Annotated in this window: 11 protein-coding genes; all 11 read left to right on the forward strand. The window is 72.7% G+C overall.

Translation table 11 applies throughout. The features are described 5' to 3' along the window. Window positions 1-5: 5 nt before the first annotated feature. The 11 genes from ACLF5H_RS35735 to ACLF5H_RS35785 all read left to right on the forward strand — a co-directional run bounded on the left by ACLF5H_RS35735 (window position 6) and on the right by ACLF5H_RS35785 (window position 18,122). On the forward strand, window positions 6-5,693 hold the full coding sequence (locus ACLF5H_RS35735; RefSeq protein WP_421680154.1) for an SDR family oxidoreductase: 5,688 nt from the start codon (window positions 6-8) through the stop codon (window positions 5,691-5,693). Between the two features lie 34 nt (window positions 5,694-5,727). Further along, window positions 5,728-7,329 carry a long-chain-fatty-acid--CoA ligase gene (locus tag ACLF5H_RS35740; RefSeq protein WP_421680155.1) on the forward strand — a complete coding sequence of 534 codons (1,602 nt, stop codon included), beginning with the start codon at window positions 5,728-5,730 and terminating at the stop codon, window positions 7,327-7,329. Window positions 7,330-7,367: 38 nt separating this feature from the next. Next, window positions 7,368-8,366, forward strand: a complete 999-nt coding sequence (locus ACLF5H_RS35745; RefSeq protein ID WP_421680156.1) for an LLM class flavin-dependent oxidoreductase — start codon at window positions 7,368-7,370, stop codon at window positions 8,364-8,366. A gap of 29 nt (window positions 8,367-8,395) precedes the next feature. Continuing rightward, window positions 8,396-9,163, forward strand: coding sequence for a thioesterase II family protein (locus ACLF5H_RS35750; RefSeq protein ID WP_421680170.1), 768 nt, complete (start codon window positions 8,396-8,398; stop codon window positions 9,161-9,163). A gap of 132 nt (window positions 9,164-9,295) precedes the next feature. Further along, window positions 9,296-10,306: a ketoacyl-ACP synthase III family protein gene (locus ACLF5H_RS35755; RefSeq protein ID WP_421680157.1), complete on the forward strand. Its 1,011-nt coding sequence runs from the start codon at window positions 9,296-9,298 to the stop codon at window positions 10,304-10,306. 54 nt (window positions 10,307-10,360) lie between these two features. Then, window positions 10,361-11,872 carry an MFS transporter gene (locus ACLF5H_RS35760; protein WP_421680158.1) on the forward strand — a complete coding sequence of 504 codons (1,512 nt, stop codon included), beginning with the start codon at window positions 10,361-10,363 and terminating at the stop codon, window positions 11,870-11,872. A 99-nt stretch (window positions 11,873-11,971) separates the two neighbouring features. Continuing rightward, window positions 11,972-13,465, forward strand: coding sequence for an MFS transporter (locus ACLF5H_RS35765; RefSeq protein ID WP_421680159.1), 1,494 nt, complete (start codon window positions 11,972-11,974; stop codon window positions 13,463-13,465). A gap of 330 nt (window positions 13,466-13,795) precedes the next feature. Then, window positions 13,796-14,884: a cytochrome P450 gene (locus tag ACLF5H_RS35770; RefSeq protein ID WP_421680160.1), complete on the forward strand. Its 1,089-nt coding sequence runs from the start codon at window positions 13,796-13,798 to the stop codon at window positions 14,882-14,884. A gap of 193 nt (window positions 14,885-15,077) precedes the next feature. Then, window positions 15,078-16,028, forward strand: a complete 951-nt coding sequence (locus ACLF5H_RS35775) for a diacylglycerol/lipid kinase family protein (protein WP_421680161.1) — start codon at window positions 15,078-15,080, stop codon at window positions 16,026-16,028. A 51-nt stretch (window positions 16,029-16,079) separates the two neighbouring features. After that, on the forward strand, window positions 16,080-16,448 hold the full coding sequence (locus ACLF5H_RS35780) for a nuclear transport factor 2 family protein (protein ID WP_037654340.1): 369 nt from the start codon (window positions 16,080-16,082) through the stop codon (window positions 16,446-16,448). A 102-nt stretch (window positions 16,449-16,550) separates the two neighbouring features. Beyond that, window positions 16,551-18,122: an MmgE/PrpD family protein gene (locus tag ACLF5H_RS35785; RefSeq protein WP_421680162.1), complete on the forward strand. Its 1,572-nt coding sequence runs from the start codon at window positions 16,551-16,553 to the stop codon at window positions 18,120-18,122. The last annotated feature ends 170 nt before the right edge of the window (window positions 18,123-18,292 follow it).

The following is an 18,292-nucleotide window of genomic DNA, read 5'->3' on the forward strand; positions in this document are numbered from 1 at the left end:
GTTCCATGCCGCGTACGGAATCAGCGCAGGCGCCCGAGCCGGTAGCGATCGTCGGAATCGGTCTGCGGTTCCCCGGCGGCAGCGGCTCGCCCGACGAGTTCGACGATTTTCTGCGCGAGGGCCGCAGTGGAATCCGCCCCATCCCCACCGACCGCTGGGACGTCGAGGCCTTCACCCCCGAGGGGCCCGACGACAAGGGCAAGATCCGCGCGTCGGCGGGCGGGTTCCTCGACCGCATCGACCTGTTCGACGCGGGCTTCTTCAACATCTCGCCCAAGGAAGCCCGTTACATGGACCCCCAGCAGCGGCTGCTGCTTGAGACGGCCTGGCAGGCGCTGGAGCACGCCGGCATCGACCCGGCCCCGCTGCGCCGCGGCAACGGCGGTGTGTACATCGGCGCCAGCTCCATCGACTACGCGCTGGAGCTGGACTCGCTGCCGTACGAGGAGCTGGACGGCCATCTCGCCTCCGGCATCACCATGTTCCCGCTGTCCGGGCGGCTCTCCTACTTCCTGGGCTGGCGCGGCCCGAGCATGAGCGTGGACACCGCCTGCTCCTCCTCGCTGGTCGCCCTGCACCTGGCCGTGCAGGCGCTGCGCGGCGGCGAGACGGACATCGCGCTGTGCGGCGGCGTCAACGCCCTGCACCACCCGCGCATCCCGGTGATGTTCTCCAACGCGCAGATGCTGTCCCCGGACGGCCAGTGCAAGACCTTCGACGAGTCGGCCGACGGGTACGCGCGCGCCGAGGGCTGCGGCATCATCGTCCTCAAGCGGCTCTCCGACGCCGAGCGCGACGGCGACCGCGTGCTCGCCCTGGTGCGCGGCACCGCCGTCGGCCAGGACGGCGACAGCGCCGGTCTGACCGTGCCCAACGGGCCCGCCCAGGAGAAGGTCATCCGCAGCGCGCTGAGCGCGGCCCGTCTCGCGCCCGAGGACATCAGCTACGTCGAGGCGCACGGCACCGGCACCCCGCTCGGCGACCCCATCGAATTCGGCGCCATCGGCGATGTGTTCGTGGACTCGCACACCAAGGACCACCCGGTGGTGGTCGGTTCGGTGAAGACGAACCTGGGGCACATGGAGCCGGCCTCGGGCATCGTCGGCGTCATCAAGACGGTGCTCATGCTGCGCGCGGGCACCATCTACCCGCACATCAACCTGGCCAATCCCTCCGGGCGCATCCCCTGGGACCTGTACCCGCTGCGGGTGCCGACCGCGTGCGAGCCCTGGAAGGCCGAGGTCAAGCGCGCCGTCGTCAACAGCTTCGGCTTCGCCGGGACCATCGGCGCGGTGGTCCTGGAGGAGGCCCCCGAGCAGCCCGCCGAGGAGACCGAACAGGCGGGCGCCGCCCCGCTGTTCACCCTCTCCGCGAAGAACGCCACCGCGCTGCGCGAACTCGCCGCGGACTACCGGGCGTTGCTGGAGGAGCGGCCCGAGATCTCGGTCGCCGCGCTCTGCCACAGCGCCAACACCACCCGCGCCCACCACCCGTACCGGCTCGCCGCCCCCGTCGCCGACCGCGCCGCCCTCGGCAAGTTCCTCGACAAGGCCGCCGAGCGCGAGCACGAGGGCCCGACCGGCATCCGCAAGACCGCGTTCATGTTCACCGGCCAGGGCTCCCAGTACGCCGGTATGGGCGCCGCCCTCTATGCGGCACTCCCCGTCTTCCGCGCCCAGGTCGACGCCTGCGACGAGCTGTTCGCCGCCCACCTCGGCCGCTCGATGCGCGAGCTGCTGCTCGGCACCGCCGCCGACCCCGAGGCCATCGACCGCACCGAGTACACCCAGCCCGCCCTGTTCACCCTGGAGTACGCGCTCGCCCAGCAGTGGATGGCCTGGGGCGTGAAGCCCAATGTGCTCATCGGGCACAGCATCGGCGAGGTCGTCGCCGCGGCCGTCGCCGGGCTGTTCAGCCTCCCGGACGCCGTCAAGCTGGTCGCCGCCCGCGCCCGGCTGATGCAGGCCGTCACCGCCGAGGGCGGCATGGCCGCCGTCTCCGCGCCGCTGGAGGACGTCGCCCCGCTCCTGGAGGGCCACGAGGACCTGGCCGTCGCCGGGGTCAACGCCCCCGACCAGACGGTGATCTCCGGCGCCACCGCCGCCCTGGACGAGGTGAGCGCCACCCTCGCCGAGCGCGGCGTGCGCGTCGAGCGGCTCAAGGTCTCGCACGCCTTCCACTCCCCGCTGATGGCCGAGGTCTACGACGACTTCCGCGCCGCCCTGGACGGCATCGAGTTCCACGAGCCGAAGATCAGCCTCATCTCCAACGTCACCGGACGGCTCGCCCGCTTCCGCGAGATCGGCAACCCCGGCTACTGGGTGCGGCACATCGGTGAGCCCGTGCGCTTCCTCGACGGCATCCGCGCCGTCGCCAAGCGCGGCCGGCACGCCCTGATCGAGGTCGGCCCGCAGGCCGGGCTCACCGCGCTCGCCCGCCGCTCGGTCACCGTCGAGGACCATGTCTGGCTGGCCAGCCTGCGCCGCCGCGACACCACCACCGCGACCACGCTGACCGCCCTCGCCGACTACTACGCGGCCGGGCTCACCGTCGCCTGGGACGGCTACCACGCCGGGCACCCCGCCCCCGCCCGGGTGGACCTGCCGACGTACGCCTTCCAGCGCAAGCGCTACTGGCTGCCCTCCGTCACCCCGCGCCGCTCCGCCACGAACGGCACCGCGCGTCATCCGCTGCTCGGCACCGAGGAGCGATTCGCCAGCGGGGTACGGGAGTTCACCGCCGAGTTCATGCCCGAGGAGCTGGGCGCGCTCGCCGACCTGGCCGCCGACGACCGCACCGTGCTGCCCGCCGGCGCCTACGTCGACCTGCTGCTCGCGGTGCAGGACGCGGTGCAGGGCCACGCCCGGCACGCCGTCCGCGACCTGAAGCTGCTCGCCCCGCTCGAGCTGGCCGCCGAGACGGTCACCGCGCTGACCACCCGCTGGCGGCCCCGCCCCGGCGGCGGCGCCGAGGTCGAGGTGTACACGCTGGTCGGCGGCGAGGAGAACCTGCACGCCACCGCCACGGTCGCCGCCGACCCCGAACCCCTGGTGCCCGTCTCGGAGTTGGCCGAGCTGGACGCGGGACTCGCCCCGGCCGCCCAGCACATCGACGACGAGGACATCTACACCGACCTCGCCTCCGTCGGCCGTCCCCAGGGCCCCCGCATGCGGCTGCTGGTCAAGGCCGCCCGGCACGGCGACGGACTGGTCACCGGCGAACTCACCGGCCGCGACGCCGGTGCCGTCGAGCACGTCCCGGCCGAGCTGCTGGAGGCCGCCGTACAGGCGCTGGTCGTCCTCGACCCCGAGGGCCCGGTGTTCGTGCCCCGCGAGATCGCCTCCGTACGGCACTTCCGCAAGCCGCGCGGCGAGCAGCTGCGCGTCCTCGCCCGGGTCCGCGGCGAACAGGACCGGCGCCTGGCCGATGTGCTGCTGCTGGAGAACGGCGACCCGGTCGCCGAACTCCTCGGGGTGCGCATGGCCCGCCCCGAGGGCCGAAGCGGCCGCCGCCAGTTCCTGCACCGCCCCGAGTGGGTGCGGCGCGCCCTGCCCGCCCGCGGCGGCGCCCCCGCCGCCCGGCATGTCGTCCTCCTCGACCCCTCGGCCGCCCGCGCCGCCGAACTGGCCGCCGAACCCGGCCTCAAGGTCACCTGGCTGCCCGATCTCACCGACCTCAAGGCCGCCCTCGAGGACCCCACCGTCACCGACATCTGCCGGCTGTGGCACCAGCGCTCCGGAGCGATGTCCGCCGAGCGGCTGCGCGCCGAGTGCGAGGACAACTACCGCGAACTCCTCACCCTCATCGGCGCGTTGGAGACCGCGAACCGGCCGCCCAGGCTGTGGCTGGTCACCGAAGGCGCCCAGTGGCTGCCCGGCGACCCGGCCGGTGACGGCGGCCATCTGGCGGCCGCCACCCTGTGGGGCTTCGGCCGGGTGCTGCTCACCGAGTACGCCCAGTACCGGGCCACCCTGGTCGACCTCGCCCCGGGCAGCGGCCTCGCCCCGCTGGCCGAGGAGTGGCGGACCGAACCGGCCGGTGAGTACCAGGTCGCCCACCGCCCAGGGCGCCGCTATGTGCGCCGGCTGCTCGCCGGTGACGCCAGCCTCACCTGGACCGGAGGCTTCGAGCTGCGCGCCCCCGACTCCGGCGACCTCTCCGACCTGGTGCTCGCGCCGGTCGCCGACCGGGCCCCGGGCGCGGACGAGATCCAGGTACGGGTGAGCGCCGTCGGCCTGACCGCCGAGGACGCCCGCGCCGCCCTGGACACCGGGCGCGCCGAACGCGCCGAGGAGACCGGAGAGACCGAACTCCCGCCGCTGCTCGGCCAGTTGGCCCGTGGGTCCGTCCTCGCGGCGGCCGCCGGGACCGGGTTCGCGCCGGGCGACGAGGTCCTCGTACGCCATGACGGGACCTTCCGCGCCACGCTCACCGTGCCCGCGGTCGCCGCCGTGCCCGCCACCGGCGACGACGGCTCCGACCTGCGCTTCGGCCTGGACGAGACCGGCGAGGCACTGCGCACCGCCCTGTCCGACCCGGCCGGACCCGCCTGGGTGACCCTGCCCGAGGACCTCCAGGAGCGGCCCGAACCGGCCGACGAGGTGCCCGCCGGACTCCGCGCCGACCGCACCTACCTGGTCACCGGCGGCCTCGGCGGCCTCGGCCTGGTCACCGCCCGCAAGCTGGCCGCGCTCGGCGCCCGCCACCTCACCCTGGTCAGCCGCAGCGGCAAGGCCACCGAGGAGGCCGCACCGGTCCTCGCCGACCTCGCGGCCGACACCGAGATCGACGTCGTACGCGCCGACATCTCCCGGCCCGGGGACGTGGAGCGGCTGGTCCGGCACCTTCGGGCGGGCTCGCGCCCGCTCGGCGGGATCGTGCACGCCGCCGGTTCCTACGACAAGAAGCTGATCTCGGAGCTGACCTGGGAGTCCATCGACGCCCAGCTCGCCGCGAAGGCGTACGGCGGCTGGCTGCTGCACGAGGCCGCCGAGGACTCCTTCCCCGAGCTGGAGTTCTTCGTCACCTACTCCTCCATCGCCTCCGTCCTCGGCGGCGCCACCCAGGGCCACTACGCCGCCGCCAGCGCCGGGCTCGACGCGCTCGCCGAATGGCGCGGCCGGCGCGGGGTGCCGGGCCTGTCGGTCAACTGGGGCGCCTGGGCCCGGGTCGGCATGTCCGCCCGCCTGGAGGAGCACCTCAGCCAGGAGATCGAACGCAGCGGCGTCCGCTTCTTCTCCCCGACCCGCGCCCTGGACACCCTGGCCCGGCTCTGGGGCCGGCCCCGCACCCAGCGGATCGTCGGCGAGTTCGACTGGGACCGCTACGTCTCCGGCAGCGTCAACGGCGACCTCTTCTACGACCGGCTCGCCCGCCAGGGCGGCGAGGAGGGCACCGGTCTCGACCTCACCGCCCTCACCGCGCTCCCCGCCGCCGAACGGCTCGCCGCCGTCACCGGCGTGGTGAGCGAGAAGGTCGGCGCCGTCCTGCACCTGGAGGAGGGCGACGAGCTGGACCTGAACAGCGAGTTCGTGTCGCTGGGCCTGGACTCCCTGATGGCCCAGCAGGTCAAGGCCGCACTGGAGCAGTCGTTCCGGCTGCCCCTGCCGGCCTCCCTCACCCACGACCATCCCACGGTCCGCGCGCTCGCCCAGTTCGTCGACGGGCAGCTCGCCCCGGCGCCGACGGCGTGACGGTCGGACAGTTCGACAGAGACGGCACATCACCATGAGCGACATACCGAGGGAGCGCTGGACGCTCCACCACTCCGCCCGTGCCCACGCCGGCACCCGCCCCGACCACCCGGCGATCATCTGCGAGGGGCACGTCACCACCTACGACAAGCTGCACCGCGACAGCAACCGCGCCGCGCACGCCCTGCACACCAGCGGGGTACGGCACGGCGACCGGGTCGCCTACCTCGGCCGCGAGTCCGCGAACTACTACCTCGTGATGATCGCCTGCGCCAAGGCGGGCGCCGTCCTGGTGCCGGTCAACTGGCGGCTCACCCCGAGCGAGGTCGACCACATCCTGCGCGACTCCGGCGCCACGCTGATCTTCGTGGACGACGAGTTCTGGGACACCGTCGCCGCCGTACGGCCCCAACTGCGCGGCCTGCGCCGGGTGATCCGGGTCGACGGCACCGACGCCGACGGCGAACCCGCCCGCGGCGCCGGACTGCTCGCCTGGGCCGCCGACCAGCCCGAGACCGAACCGGCGCCCGGCACCGGCCCCGACGACGCCGTCATCCAGATCTACACCAGCGGCACCACCGGGCTGCCCAAGGGCGCCATCCTCGCCCACCGCAGCTTCTTCACCCTGCCGCACGCCAGCCGCGAGCGGGGCGTGGACTGGATCGACTGGCTGCCCGAGGACGTCGCCCTGATCTCCCTGCCGGGCTTCGGCGTCGCCGGTATCGGCTGGTTCCTGCACACCTTCAACGCCGGCGGCACCAATGTGATCATGCCGCAGTTCGACCCGCAGGAAGCGGTCCGCCTCATCCGCGAGCACGGCGTCACCACCACCTTCGCCGCACCCGCGATGCTCCAGGCGATGGCCGCCGAACGCGGCGCGGGACCCGAGGCGTTCACCTCCCTGCGCAAGATCGCCTACGGCGCGGCGCCCATGTCCGAGACGCTGCTCAAGCAGTGCCTGGAGACCTACCGCTGCGAGTTCGCGCAGATCTACGCCAGCACCGAGACCGGCAGCGTCGCGGTCTGCCTGCCGCCCGGCGACCACCACGCGGGCAGCACCCGGCTCATCTCGGTGGGCCTGCCCTGCCCCGGCAACGAGATCAAGGTGGTCGGCCCCGACGGCGAGAGCCTGCCGCCCGGCGCCATCGGCCAGGTCTGTGTGCGCGCCCCCTCCCGGATGCTCGGCTACTGGAACCTGCCCGAGGCCACCGCCCGCACCCTGGTGGGGGAGTGGCTGCACATGGGCGACGCCGGATTCCTCGACGAGGACGGCTATCTCCACCTGTGCGACCGCATCAACGACACGATCATCGTGGCCGGGCAGAACATCTACCCGGCCGAGGTCGAGAAGGCCCTCGCCGCGCATCCGGCGGTCGCCGACGCGGCCGTGGTCGGGCTGCACGACGACCGCTGGGGCGAGAGCGTGCACGCGGTGGTCGTGCTGCGCCCCGGCGCCAAGGCGACCCCGCGCGAACTCCTGCTGTCCCTGCGCGGCCGGATCGCCGACTACAAGATCCCCGGCACCTACCACTTCGCCGACTCCCTGCCCCGCAACCCCTCGGGCAAGATCCTGCGCCGCGCGGTGCGCGAGCGGCTGACGGCGGAGACCAGGGCCACCGCCGGGAGTGCCGTATGACCACGTTCCCCGACGTCCCCGCGGAGAGTGACACGCCCATGAGTACCGAACCGCTGCGGATCGGCATCCTCCTGCCCACCCGCGAGCAGGCCATCAACGGCGCCTACGCCGCAGCCCCGTTGCTGGACTTCGCCAGGAACGCGGAAGCACTCGGCTTCGACTCGCTGTGGGCCGGTGACTCCCTCACCGCCCGCCCCCGCCTCGACCCCCTGGTCGTGCTGTCGGCCGCCGCCGCCGCGACCCGGCGCATCACCGTCGGCACCGCCGCCCTCACCCCCGCCCTGCGCCACCCCCTCATCGGCGCCAACATGATCGCGAGCCTCAGCCATGTGGCCGCCGACCGGCTGATCCTGGGCCTGGGTTCGGGCTTCCCGATGGCCGAGACCGAGGCGGAGTTCGAGTCCGTCGGCGCCTCCTTCCAGGGCCGCGTCGGCCGCCTGGACGAGATCGCCGCGCTGTGGCGCACCGCCTGGCGCGCCGGGGAGGACGGCGAACCCACCGAGTTCGAGGGCAAATTCTGGCAGGCGGAGAACCTGGACCGGCTGCCCTCGCCCGCCGTGCCCGGCGGTCCGCCGCTGTGGCTGGCCGGCAGCGACACCCCCAAGGTGCTCGCCCGCGCCGCCACCCGCTACGACGGCTGGCTCCCCTTCCTGCCCGACGTCGACGCCTACGGCCGCGCCGCCGCCCGGCTCGGCGAACTCGCCGCCGAGGCGGGGCGCTCGGTGGTGCCCGGGCTGTACGCCACGGTCACCGTGAACAGCGACGAGGCCGCCGCCGAGGCCGAGTTGGAGCACTACATCAGCCACTACTACGGCCGCTCCCTGGAGCAGATGAGCACCATCCAGGCATACGCCTGGGGCAGCGCCGAGAAGTGCGCCGAATGGCTCGGCGGATACGTCCGGGCCGGCGCCCGGCACCTGGTGATCCGCATCGGATCCCTCGACCCGGAGCCCCAGTTGAAGGAGATCGCCGAGGTGCTGCTGCCCGCGGTACGCGCCCTCGGCACCGCACCCACCGTAGGGAGTACGCAGTCGTGACCACCGCCATCGGCACCATCGGCAGCCAGATGTCCAGCGAGGGACACTGGTTCCACCCCGTGGAGCCCTCGCCCGACGCCTCCATCCGGCTGTTCCTGCTGCCCCACGCGGGCAGCGGCGCCATCATCTACCGCGAGTGGGACCGCCTGCTGCCGCCGGACATCTCCCCGCAGGCCGTCACCCTCCCCGGCCGGCACAACCGCCGCGAGGAGGAGACCTACGAGAACTTCTGGCCGCTGCTCGAAGCCCTGCACGAGGCCGTGCTGAACGACCTGGACGACCGTCCGTTCGCCTTCTTCGGCCACTGCCTCGGCGCCCAGCTGGCCTTCCGGCTCGCCATCCGCATGGAGGAGGAGGGCGGCCCGGTCCCCGCGATGGTCGGCATGTCCGGCTGGTCGCCCGTCGGCTTCTTCAAGCCGACCGAGGAGCAGAGCCGGATGCCGGAGCCCGAACTGATCGAGTGGATCAAGAAGTTGGGGTCCTTCCCGGCCGAGGTCTACGACAACCCCGAGATGCTCGCCCTGGTCGTGCCCGCCCTGCGCTCCGACCTGCGGGTCGCCGGGGACTACGACGACGACGGCGCCGGCGTCAGCTGCCCGCTCGCCTCCTACGGCGGCCGCAGCGACCCGCTCCAGGAGACCCCGGACGCCATGACCCACTGGGCCGGGCGCACCCCGTCGTACCTGGGACACAACGAGTACGAGGGCGGCCACTTCTACATCGACACCCACGCCCAGGCCGTCACCGCCCACTTCGCACACCGGCTCCAGCGGACCGTGGCCACCGCCGTGAGCTGACCGGGGGAACGGCGCGCGTCAGCGCCGTGTCAGCGGGTCGCGAGAAGGTGACAGGCGGCCCGCCGACACGGCGCTCGTCGGTCTCTCCCCGACGTACTGCCGAGGCCACCCATCCGAGAGAGAAGCAACAGCATGAGATTCGACAAAGACCTCTTCATCGCGTCGGCCGGGTCATGGATACCGGACACGATCACCGTGGCACAGGCCGCCGCCGAGGGCCTGGTCGACGAGGAGCACCGCGACCTCGGCTTCGAGAACATCGCCGTCTCCGACGAACTCTCCGGCCCCGAGATGGCCGTACGCGCGGGCCGCCTCGCCGTCGAGCGCTCCGGCGTCGCACCCGCCGATGTCGGCCTGGTCCTGCACTCCTCCGGCAGCTACCAGGGCCACGACATGTGGCCCACCGCGGCCTACGTCGCCAACGAGACCGTCGGCCCCGCCGCCCCCGGCTTCGACCTCCAGCAGCGCTGCAACGCGGCCGTCGGCTCGCTGAGCCTGGCCGCCGGATACATCAACTCCGGCCTCGCCACCGAGGTGCTGCTCACCACCGGCGACCGGTTCGCCGCGCCCTGGGTGGACCGCTGGAACATCCAGATGAACCTCATCTTCGCGGACGGCGGCAGCGCCCTGCTGGTGTCCGGCCGCACCGGCTTCGCCCGGGTGGTCGCCGCCACCCTGGGCGCCGACAACTCGCTGGAGCGCTGGAACCGCGGCCTCGAACCCTTCGCCCTCCAGCCCGGCGCCGAGGTACGGCTGATCGAACGCGGCCGCCAGCACGCGGCGACCCCGGAGGCCGAGGGCTCCTGGGAGCGCTACGAGGCCGCCCTGATGTCCACCACCGGGCGCGTGCTGGCCGAGGCGGGTGTGTCGACCGAGGACATCGCCCGCGTCGTCACCCCACACGTGCACCGCAACAAGACCCCCGAGAACTTCGACCTGCTCGGCTTCACGGAGAAGCAGAGCACCTGGGAGGTCGGCCGCAAGTACGGGCATGTCGGCCCCGGCGACCAGTTCCTCGGCATCGAACACCTCGTCCTGGAGCGCGCCGTCGGACCGGGCGACCTCGTCCTCGTCGTCGCGGCCGGGGCGGGCTTCAGCTTCTCCGCAGCCGTACTGGAGATCCTGCACACCCCGTCCTGGTGACGGGAGGGGCGGCTCCCCAGTCCCCCCCATCGAACGATGAAAGGAACGGCCGTCATGGCCCTACAAGAACCCCGGGAAGCCGCCCCGGGCCAGAACGGGAACCAGCCCGGCACCACCGGATCGAACACCCCGGGAGCCACCGCGGCACCGCAGGAGCCCCCGGCCCCGCACTGGGCGATGCTGCCGATCATCCTGATCGGCACCTTCGTCATCACCCTCGACGTGTTCATCGTCAACGTGGCGATCCCTGCCACCCAGCGTGATCTGCACGCCGGTTCGTCCGCCGTGGAGTTCATCGTCGCCGGGTACGCGCTCGCGTACGCGGCCGGACTGATCACCGGCGGCCGGCTCGGCGACCTCTACGGCCGCCGCCGGATGTTCCTGATCGGCGTGGCCCTGTTCACCCTCTCCTCGGCCTGGGCCGGCAGCGCGCCCACCGCCGGGCAGCTGGTGGCGGCCCGCGTCGCCCAAGGCCTCGCCTCCGCCCTGATGGGCCCCCAGGTCCTCGCCATCATCGGCACCGTCTACAGCGGGCCCGCCCGCATCCGCGCCTTCAACGCGTTCGGTCTGACGATGGGGCTCGCCGGTGTGTTCGGCCAGCTCATCGGCGGTGTGCTGATCCACCTGGACATCGCGGGACTCAGCTGGCGCACCTGCTTCCTGGTCAATGTGCCGATCGGCGTCGCCGCGCTGGTCTTCGCCCCGCGGGTGGTCCCCGAGTCCAAGGCGCAGGGCAAGTCCCGCCTCGACCCGCTCGGCATGCTGCTGGTCTCCGCGGGCCTGGTCGCCGTCGTACTGCCGCTCGCCGAGGGCCAGCAGAAGGGCTGGCCGGCGTGGACCTGGGTGTGCCTGGCCGTCTCCCCGGTGCTGCTCGCCCTGTTCGCGCTCTACCAGCGGCGGCTGGCGGCGGCCGACCGCGGCCCGCTCGTCAACCCGGCGCTGTTCCGCCAGCGTTCCTTCACCGTCGGGGTGAGCACGGCCCTCGTCTACTACTCGGGCATGGCGTCGTTCTTCCTGGTGCTCGCCCTCTACCTGCAGCAGGGCTGCGGACTCAGCGCGCTCGACTCCGGCCTGGTCTTCCTGCCGCTCGGCGTCGGCTTCCTCGGGGTCTCGCTGACCGCCAAGCAGATCGCCGCGGTGCTCGGCCGGCAGACCCTCGCGGTCGGCGCGCTGGTGCTGACGGCCAGTCTGATCGGGCTGTACGCCGCCGTGGAGCACATCGGCACCCACGGCGAGGTCGCCTGGCTGGTGCCGGGGCTGCTGGTCGGCGGAGCCGGGATGGCCATGGTGATGGCACCGCTGGCCACCGTGGCGCTCGCGGGCACCGACCCGCGCTACGCGGGCGCGGCCTCCGGTGTGCTGTCCACCGCGAACCAGGTCGGCGGCGCGATCGGCGTCGCGCTGGTGGGCGTGGTCTTCTACCACGTCCTGGGCCACGGCACCGGACCCGACGCCTACGCCGACGCCTTCCGGGCCAGCGTCTATCTGCTGGTGCCGTTCGCGCTCGGGGTGGCCGCCCTGGTCCAGCTGTTCCCGCGCCCGCCCAAGAAGGCGCCCACGTCCTGAGCCGTGCGGCGGACCGCCCCGATCGCGGTCCGCCGCCGGTCCCGTTCCGCGTGTCCGCCGACGGACACGCCGTCAGCGCACCACAGAGGAGTTTCGTCCATGACCACCGAAGCGGAACTGACCGGCACCAGTGCCGAGTCCGTGCCGGCAACGGACCACGGGGAATCCGGCGGCAAGCCCGCCTGGGGCGCTCTCCTCGTGGTGTTGCTCGGCCTGTTCATCGCCAACATCGACTTCTTCATCGTCAATGTGGCCATCCCCTCGCTCCAGCGGGACATGCACGCCACCAGCGCCGAGATCCAGCTGGTGGCGGCGACCTTCAACATCGGCCTGTCCGCCATGCTCATCACCGGCGGCCGGCTCGGCGACCTGTACGGCCGCCGCAAGGTGTTCGCCATCGGCCTGGCCCTGTTCGCGCTGGCCTCGCTGGCCTGCGGCATCGCGCCGAACATGCCCGAGCTGATCGCGGCCCGCGCCGTGCAGGGCGCCGCCGCCGCGCTGGTCATCCCGCAGGTCCTCGGCATTCTGACCACCGCCTACTCGGGCAAGGCCAGGGTCGCCGCGTTCAACGCGTACGGCATCACGATGGGCGCCTCCGCCGTGTTCGGCCAGCTGATCGGCGGTCTGCTGATCAAGGCCGACCTCTTCGGCTGGGACTGGCGGACCATCTTCCTGATCAACGCCCCGATCGGCGCCGTCGTCCTGCTGCTCACCCCGAAGCTGGTCCCCGAGTCCCGCGCGGAGGGCCGTACGGGCCTCGACTGGACCGGTGTCGTACTGGTGACCGCCGGTCTCACGGCCATCGTGCTGCCGCTGGTCCAGGGCCGCGAGCAGGGCTGGCCGGTCTGGACCTGGGAGTGCCTGGTGGCGGCCGTGCCGCTGCTGGCCGCGTTCTGGTGGACGCAGCGCCGCAAGGCGGCCCGGGACGGTTCCCCGCTGGTCCACCCGAGCCTGTTCGCGGACCGCTCGTTCGGCATCGGCGTCGTCTCCCTGCTGGTGTTCTTCGCCGCGATGGCCTCCTTCTTCCTGGTCCTCGCGCTGTACCTCCAGGAGGGCCGCGGCGTGTCCGCGCTCAAGTCGGGACTGCTGTTCATGCCGCTCGGCCTCGGCTTCTTCCTCGGCTCCGCGCAGTCGCCGAAGGTCGCCGCCAAGCTGGGCAAGCAGGTGCTCGCGCTCGGCGCGGTGCTCCAGGCGGTCGGCAATCTGGGTCTGGCCGAAACCGCGTGGCACCTGGACAGCACCGGGAACGTCGCCTGGTGCATTCCGGCCATGGTCGTGGCCGGTCTCGGCATGGGCTTCGTGATCGCCCCGCTCGCCTCGCTGGTCCTGGCCGGGGTCGCCCCGCAGCACGCGGCCGCCGCGTCCGGGGTGTTCTCCACGGCCCAGGAGATGGGCAACGCGATCGGCATCGCCGTGCTCGGCGTGGTCTTCTTCGGGGTCGCGGGACCGCATGTCACCGCGCACCACTACGCCCACGCCTTCAGCGTCGGACTGCTGGTCCAGGCGGGGATCTGCGTCCTGGTGGCCGGCCTGGTGCAGCTGCTGCCGCGACCGGCGGCGGCCGAGCCGGGCGCGGTGGCCGCGGCCGCCTGACCCGCCCCGCACCTCCGCCCCGAAGGGGGCCGGCGCCGACCGCGCCGGCCCCCTTTTTGTTGCTCTCCGCCGGGGCGCGAACCGTCCACCCGTCACCCGCTTTGCCTTCATAAAAGCATACGTTTACCAGTATATAACGAGTCAGTAACCCGTCAGATTTCCGTCAGTGCTGCTCACCAGGATGTGCTCCGACGCTGAGATTCAGCCAACGGAGGGAACCCCATGTCCGCCTGTGAGCAGCGAAAACTGCCAGATTGGCCCATGCCCCGGTCGTGCCCCTACGCGCCACCGGACGCCTACGCCCCGCTCCGCGAGGAAGCGCCGTCAAGAGTGCGCATAAGAGGCGGCGAGGCATGGCTGGTCACCCGGCACGCGGACGTGCGCCAGGTGCTCAACGACAACCGGTTCAGCGCCGACGACCAGCAGCCGGGCTTCCCGATCCGCATCCAGCTGCCGCCCGAGCCGGGCGTGATGTCCTTCAGCCGCATGGACGGATTGGAGCACGGCCGGCTGCGCCGGATGGCCCTGACCGAGTTCACCGCCCGCCGCACCCGAGCCCTGCGCCCCGAGGTGGAACTCCTCGTCGGGCAACTGCTGGACGAGCTGGAGAGCGGCCCGAAGCCGGTGGACCTGGTGGCGAACTTCGCCATCCGGCTGCCCTCGCTGGTCATCGCCCGCATGCTCGGGGTGCCCGAGCGGGACGAGGCGGACTTCACCGAGCAGAGTCAGGTCATCCTCTCCCAGGAGGCCGGCCCTGCGGAGACGTACGCGGCGTTCGTCTCGATGACGAAGTTCCTCGACGGACTCGTCGCCCGGCGCATCGCCGAACCGCGCGAGGACCTGATCAGCCGCCTCGCCACCCGGTACGTGAGCGCGGGCGAGCTGACCCACGAGGAGCTGGTGGCCATGGCCCGGTTCATCCTCGTCGCCGGGCACGAGACCACGGCCCACCAGATCAGCCTCAGCGTCCTCAGCCTGCTGTGCGACCCCGCCCAGCTCGCCGAACTCCGCGCGGACGAGAGCCTGTTCAAGCCCGCCGTCGAGGAACTGCTGCGCTACTGGTCCATCTCCCAGGACAACCAGGTGCGGGCCGCCGTGGACGAGGTCGAACTGGGCGGCGCGACCATCCGCAAGGGGGACGGCGTGATCGTCGCCATCCCCGCGGCCAACCATGACGAGTCCATCTATCCCGGCGCCGACACGGTCGACATCCACCGCAACGCCGCCGGACACCTCGCCTTCGGCTTCGGCGCCCATCTGTGCCCGGGCGCCTCCCTGGCCCGCATGGAGCTGGAGGTCTGCCTCAAGGCCCTGTTCACCCGCTTCCCGGACCTGCGCCTGGCGGTGGCGCCGGAGGACGTCCGCTTCCGGGAGAACACGATCGTCTACGGGCTCCAGGAGCTGCCGGTCACCTGGTGATCCCCGGGCGGTCGTCCGGTTCGGTTCCCGCGCCCGGAGCACTCGTCCGGCGCGGGGACCTGCGGCCCAAAGACGGCCCGCAGCTTTCGTGACGACGCGTCAGCAGGGCGTCAGTGCCAGGTCAGGACCGCTTGGCAGAGTCATCCGTGTTCCGTCCACCGCCGGTGCGTCCGATGTGAGGAGAGCGCCCGTCATGGCAGACATCGCAGCCCCCGGACCCACCCGGGCCCTGATCCTGGCCAACCCGGCCTCCGGCAGTCACAGTCCCGAACTCGTGGGCCAGGTCCGGGACTTGTGCGCGTCCTACCTGGAGCGGGCCGAGGTCCACCAGACCAGCGGACCGGGGGACGCGACCGTCGCCGTACGCCGCGCCCTGGAGCGCACCGACGACGCCCCCGACCTGATCGTCGCCATCGGCGGCGACGGCACGGTCCGCGAGGCCGTCCAGGGACTGGTGCCGGCCGACCACGGGGCGAGCCTCGCGGTGATACCCGGTGGCACCGGCAACTCCGGCTACAAGATGCTGTGGGGCGAGCGGCCCTGGAGCGAGGCGCTCAAGGCGGTCCTCACCGACCACGGCATCGGCGGCAGCGCCCGGCTGCGCAGGCTCGACCTGGCCCGCCTCGCCGAGACCCGCAACTACGTGTACCTGGGCGCCTGTTCGGGCGTCATCGCGGACGCCCTGATCACCGCGAAGCAGGTGCCGCTGAGCGGCCGCGAACGCTACGTCCGCGCCTTCGCCGACACCGCCGACGGGTACGAGCCGTACCCCGGCCGGGTCACCGTCGACGGCCGGATCGTGCACGAGGGCCCCACCGTCCTCGCCAACGTCGGCGGCGGCCCCTACCGCGGCGGCCGCTTCCAGGTACTGCCCGACTCGCTGCTCGACGACGGACTGCTCGACGTCTGCGTCATCGGCGGCGACATCACCGCGGCCCAGGTCCCCGAACTGACCCTGAACGCCGCCCATATGTCCCATCCGGCGACCGTCTACGCACGGGGCCGCCGGATCACCGTGGAACGCACCGACGGCCGCCGCCTCCCGCTGGAGCACGACGGTGAGTACCAACACGGCATCGGCGCCGCGGCCACCTTCGAGGTGCTCCCCGGAGCCCTCCCCGTGTGGGCGCCTGCCATCCCCTGAACCAACCGTCCGAAGAACCGAAGAAGCACCACCAAAAAGGAGATCGCCCGCATGAGCGACCTGACCACCACCGTCACCCGCTACCTCGACATCTGGAACGAGGCGGACGCCGACAAGCGCGCCGCGGCCATTGCCGAGCTGTTCACCGCCGACGCCCCGTACATCGACCCGCTGGCCGCGGTCGAGGGTCGCGAGGGCTTCGCGGCTGTGGTGGCCGGCGCCCGCGACCAGTTCAAGGGTCTCTCCTTCGAGCTGCACGGCACCGTCGACGCCCACCACAACCAGGCCCGCTTCCAGTGGGGCCTGGTGACCGAGGCCGGCGCTGAGCCGATCGCCATCGGCTTCGACGTCCTCGTCGCCGACGAGGCCGGCAAGATCAAGGCCGTCTACGGCTTCCTGGACAAGGTCCCGGCCGCGTAACACCGGCACGCCTCGCGGGAGCACCGGGCACGTCCGGTGCTCCCGCACCCGTGTTGAGGACCGATGTCCTCCCCCTCGACGCACGCACGGAAGGTACCCGCCATGACCGCCGTCCTCGCGGAGAGCGTCGCCCGGGCGCTGTGCGACGACTGGGCCGAGCAGGCCGAGGCGTCGTCGCCGTCGGCCGCCCGCCACCCCGTCGGCACGGACACCCCGCTGCGCGAACTCTCGCACTGGGCCGCCACCTTGCGCCCGCAGGCCGTGCCGTGCCGGGTGCTCAAACTCGCCGCGAGCCAGGTGCTCTCGCAGATCGCCTCCATCCGGGCCGGGCTGCAACACCCCCTGGGCCGCAAGCTGGTGGCCGCCTTCGGGCACCCCATGCAGCGCGACCCCCGCCAGGCCGCCGGGGTCTTCGCCGCGCTCGGCTCCTGGCTCAACCTGGACGACACCGCGTACGCCGGCCATCTGTCGAACTCCACGGTCGCCGTCCCCCTCGCCTTCGCCTACGCCCGCCGCCTGGACGGCCTCTCCCTGCTCACCTCGGTGGTCGTGGCCAACGAGTGCGCGGCCCGCATCACCGCCTCCGCGACCCTCGGACCGCTGCGCGGCCAGAGTGCCGTGCACACCCATCTGGCCGGCGCGGTCGCCGGCCGGCTGCACGCCGACCGGGCCTCCGCGAGCCTGTACGAGAACGCCTTCGGGCTGGCCTTCGCCATGCCCAACTGGCCTTTGATGCGCGCCTTCCTGGCCAGCGACGCCCGGCTGTTCAACACCTTCACCCCGGTGCGCACCGCGATGGACGCGTGCGACGCGGCGTACGCCGGGCTGCGCGGCGCGCCCGACATCATGGAGCACAGCGACGGCTTCCTCGCCCGCTTCGCGACGGTGCCGCTGCCGCAGGCGGTCGCCAAGGGCCTCGGGCGGCGCTGGCACACCGACACGCTGTCCTTCAAGATGCACCCCGGCGGACCCGGCATCGACGCGGCCGTGGACTGCGCGCAGGAGATCCACCGCGAACTGGGCCCGCTGCGACCGCAGGACGTGGCCGACGTCGTCGTGGAGGCGTCCCTGTACACCCTGTTCGCGGGGCAGCGCGCCGCCGCCTACGTCACCGGCCCCGGCTCCCCGCTCGGCGCGCTGGTCCTGGACGTGCCCTACCCCGTCGCGACCACGCTCCTCACCGGCGAGTTCTCCGTCGACGACTTCTCCTCGCCCGCCGTGGACGACCTCGACCGCTGGGCGCTGGCCAAGCGGATCCGGCTGGAGCACGACACCGAGATGACCCGCGAACTCTTCCTGTCCGACGCCCCGTTCGGCGAGGCGGTACGGGAGGCGGGGGAGCTGGCGGTGCCGTGGCTGCGCGGCTTCGGCGGCGACGAACTCGTGGACCTGGTCGGCGCGGTCCGCGCCGACAACCGCGACTTCTCCCGCTCCACCAAGGCGACGGGCGCCCGCGTCACCGTCCGCCTGACCGACGGCCGTACGATCTCCCGCACCCGCCTGATCCCCATCGGCGCCGCGGGCCCCGAGACCCGCCACTCCCACGCCGACCTGGTCCGCGAGAAATTCCTCTCGGTGGGCGGCCCCCCCGAGGTCGCCGACACGGTGGACCGCCTGCACCGAATGCGCCCTTCAGCGGTCCGCCGCTGGATAGAGACGGCCTTCCTGGACTAACCCCCGACGGGACACCCGGGCCGCGCTCGACATGGGCCCTGCCACGCGTACACGACCAACCACCTCCACCCCGGCACCCACGCCTAGGGCTGCACCCCCGCGCCTTGCCGCACGCCGCGCCCGCGCCTCGGGCTGCGCCCGCACCCGCGCCTCGGGCTGCGGCCGTGCCA

It is taken from the genome of Streptomyces sp. LaBMicrA B280 (genome assembly GCF_049222185.1).
GTDB classification, from domain to species: Bacteria; Actinomycetota; Actinomycetes; order Streptomycetales; family Streptomycetaceae; genus Streptomyces; species Streptomyces murinus.

Excerpts from the sequence above, each read along its gene's own strand:
- ACLF5H_RS35735 (WP_421680154.1), top strand. The coding sequence starts at position 6 with ATGCCGCGTACGGAATCAGCGCAGGCGCCCGAGCCGGTAGCGATCGTC.
- ACLF5H_RS35740 (WP_421680155.1), top strand. The coding sequence starts at position 5,728 with ATGAGCGACATACCGAGGGAGCGCTGGACGCTCCACCACTCCGCCCGT.
- ACLF5H_RS35745 (WP_421680156.1), top strand. The coding sequence starts at position 7,368 with ATGAGTACCGAACCGCTGCGGATCGGCATCCTCCTGCCCACCCGCGAG.
- ACLF5H_RS35750 (WP_421680170.1), top strand. The coding sequence starts at position 8,396 with ATGTCCAGCGAGGGACACTGGTTCCACCCCGTGGAGCCCTCGCCCGAC.
- ACLF5H_RS35755 (WP_421680157.1), top strand. The coding sequence starts at position 9,296 with ATGAGATTCGACAAAGACCTCTTCATCGCGTCGGCCGGGTCATGGATA.
- ACLF5H_RS35760 (WP_421680158.1), top strand. The coding sequence starts at position 10,361 with ATGGCCCTACAAGAACCCCGGGAAGCCGCCCCGGGCCAGAACGGGAAC.
- ACLF5H_RS35765 (WP_421680159.1), top strand. The coding sequence starts at position 11,972 with ATGACCACCGAAGCGGAACTGACCGGCACCAGTGCCGAGTCCGTGCCG.
- ACLF5H_RS35775 (WP_421680161.1), top strand. The coding sequence starts at position 15,078 with ATGGCAGACATCGCAGCCCCCGGACCCACCCGGGCCCTGATCCTGGCC.
- ACLF5H_RS35780 (WP_037654340.1), top strand. The coding sequence starts at position 16,080 with ATGAGCGACCTGACCACCACCGTCACCCGCTACCTCGACATCTGGAAC.
- ACLF5H_RS35785 (WP_421680162.1), top strand. The coding sequence starts at position 16,551 with ATGACCGCCGTCCTCGCGGAGAGCGTCGCCCGGGCGCTGTGCGACGAC.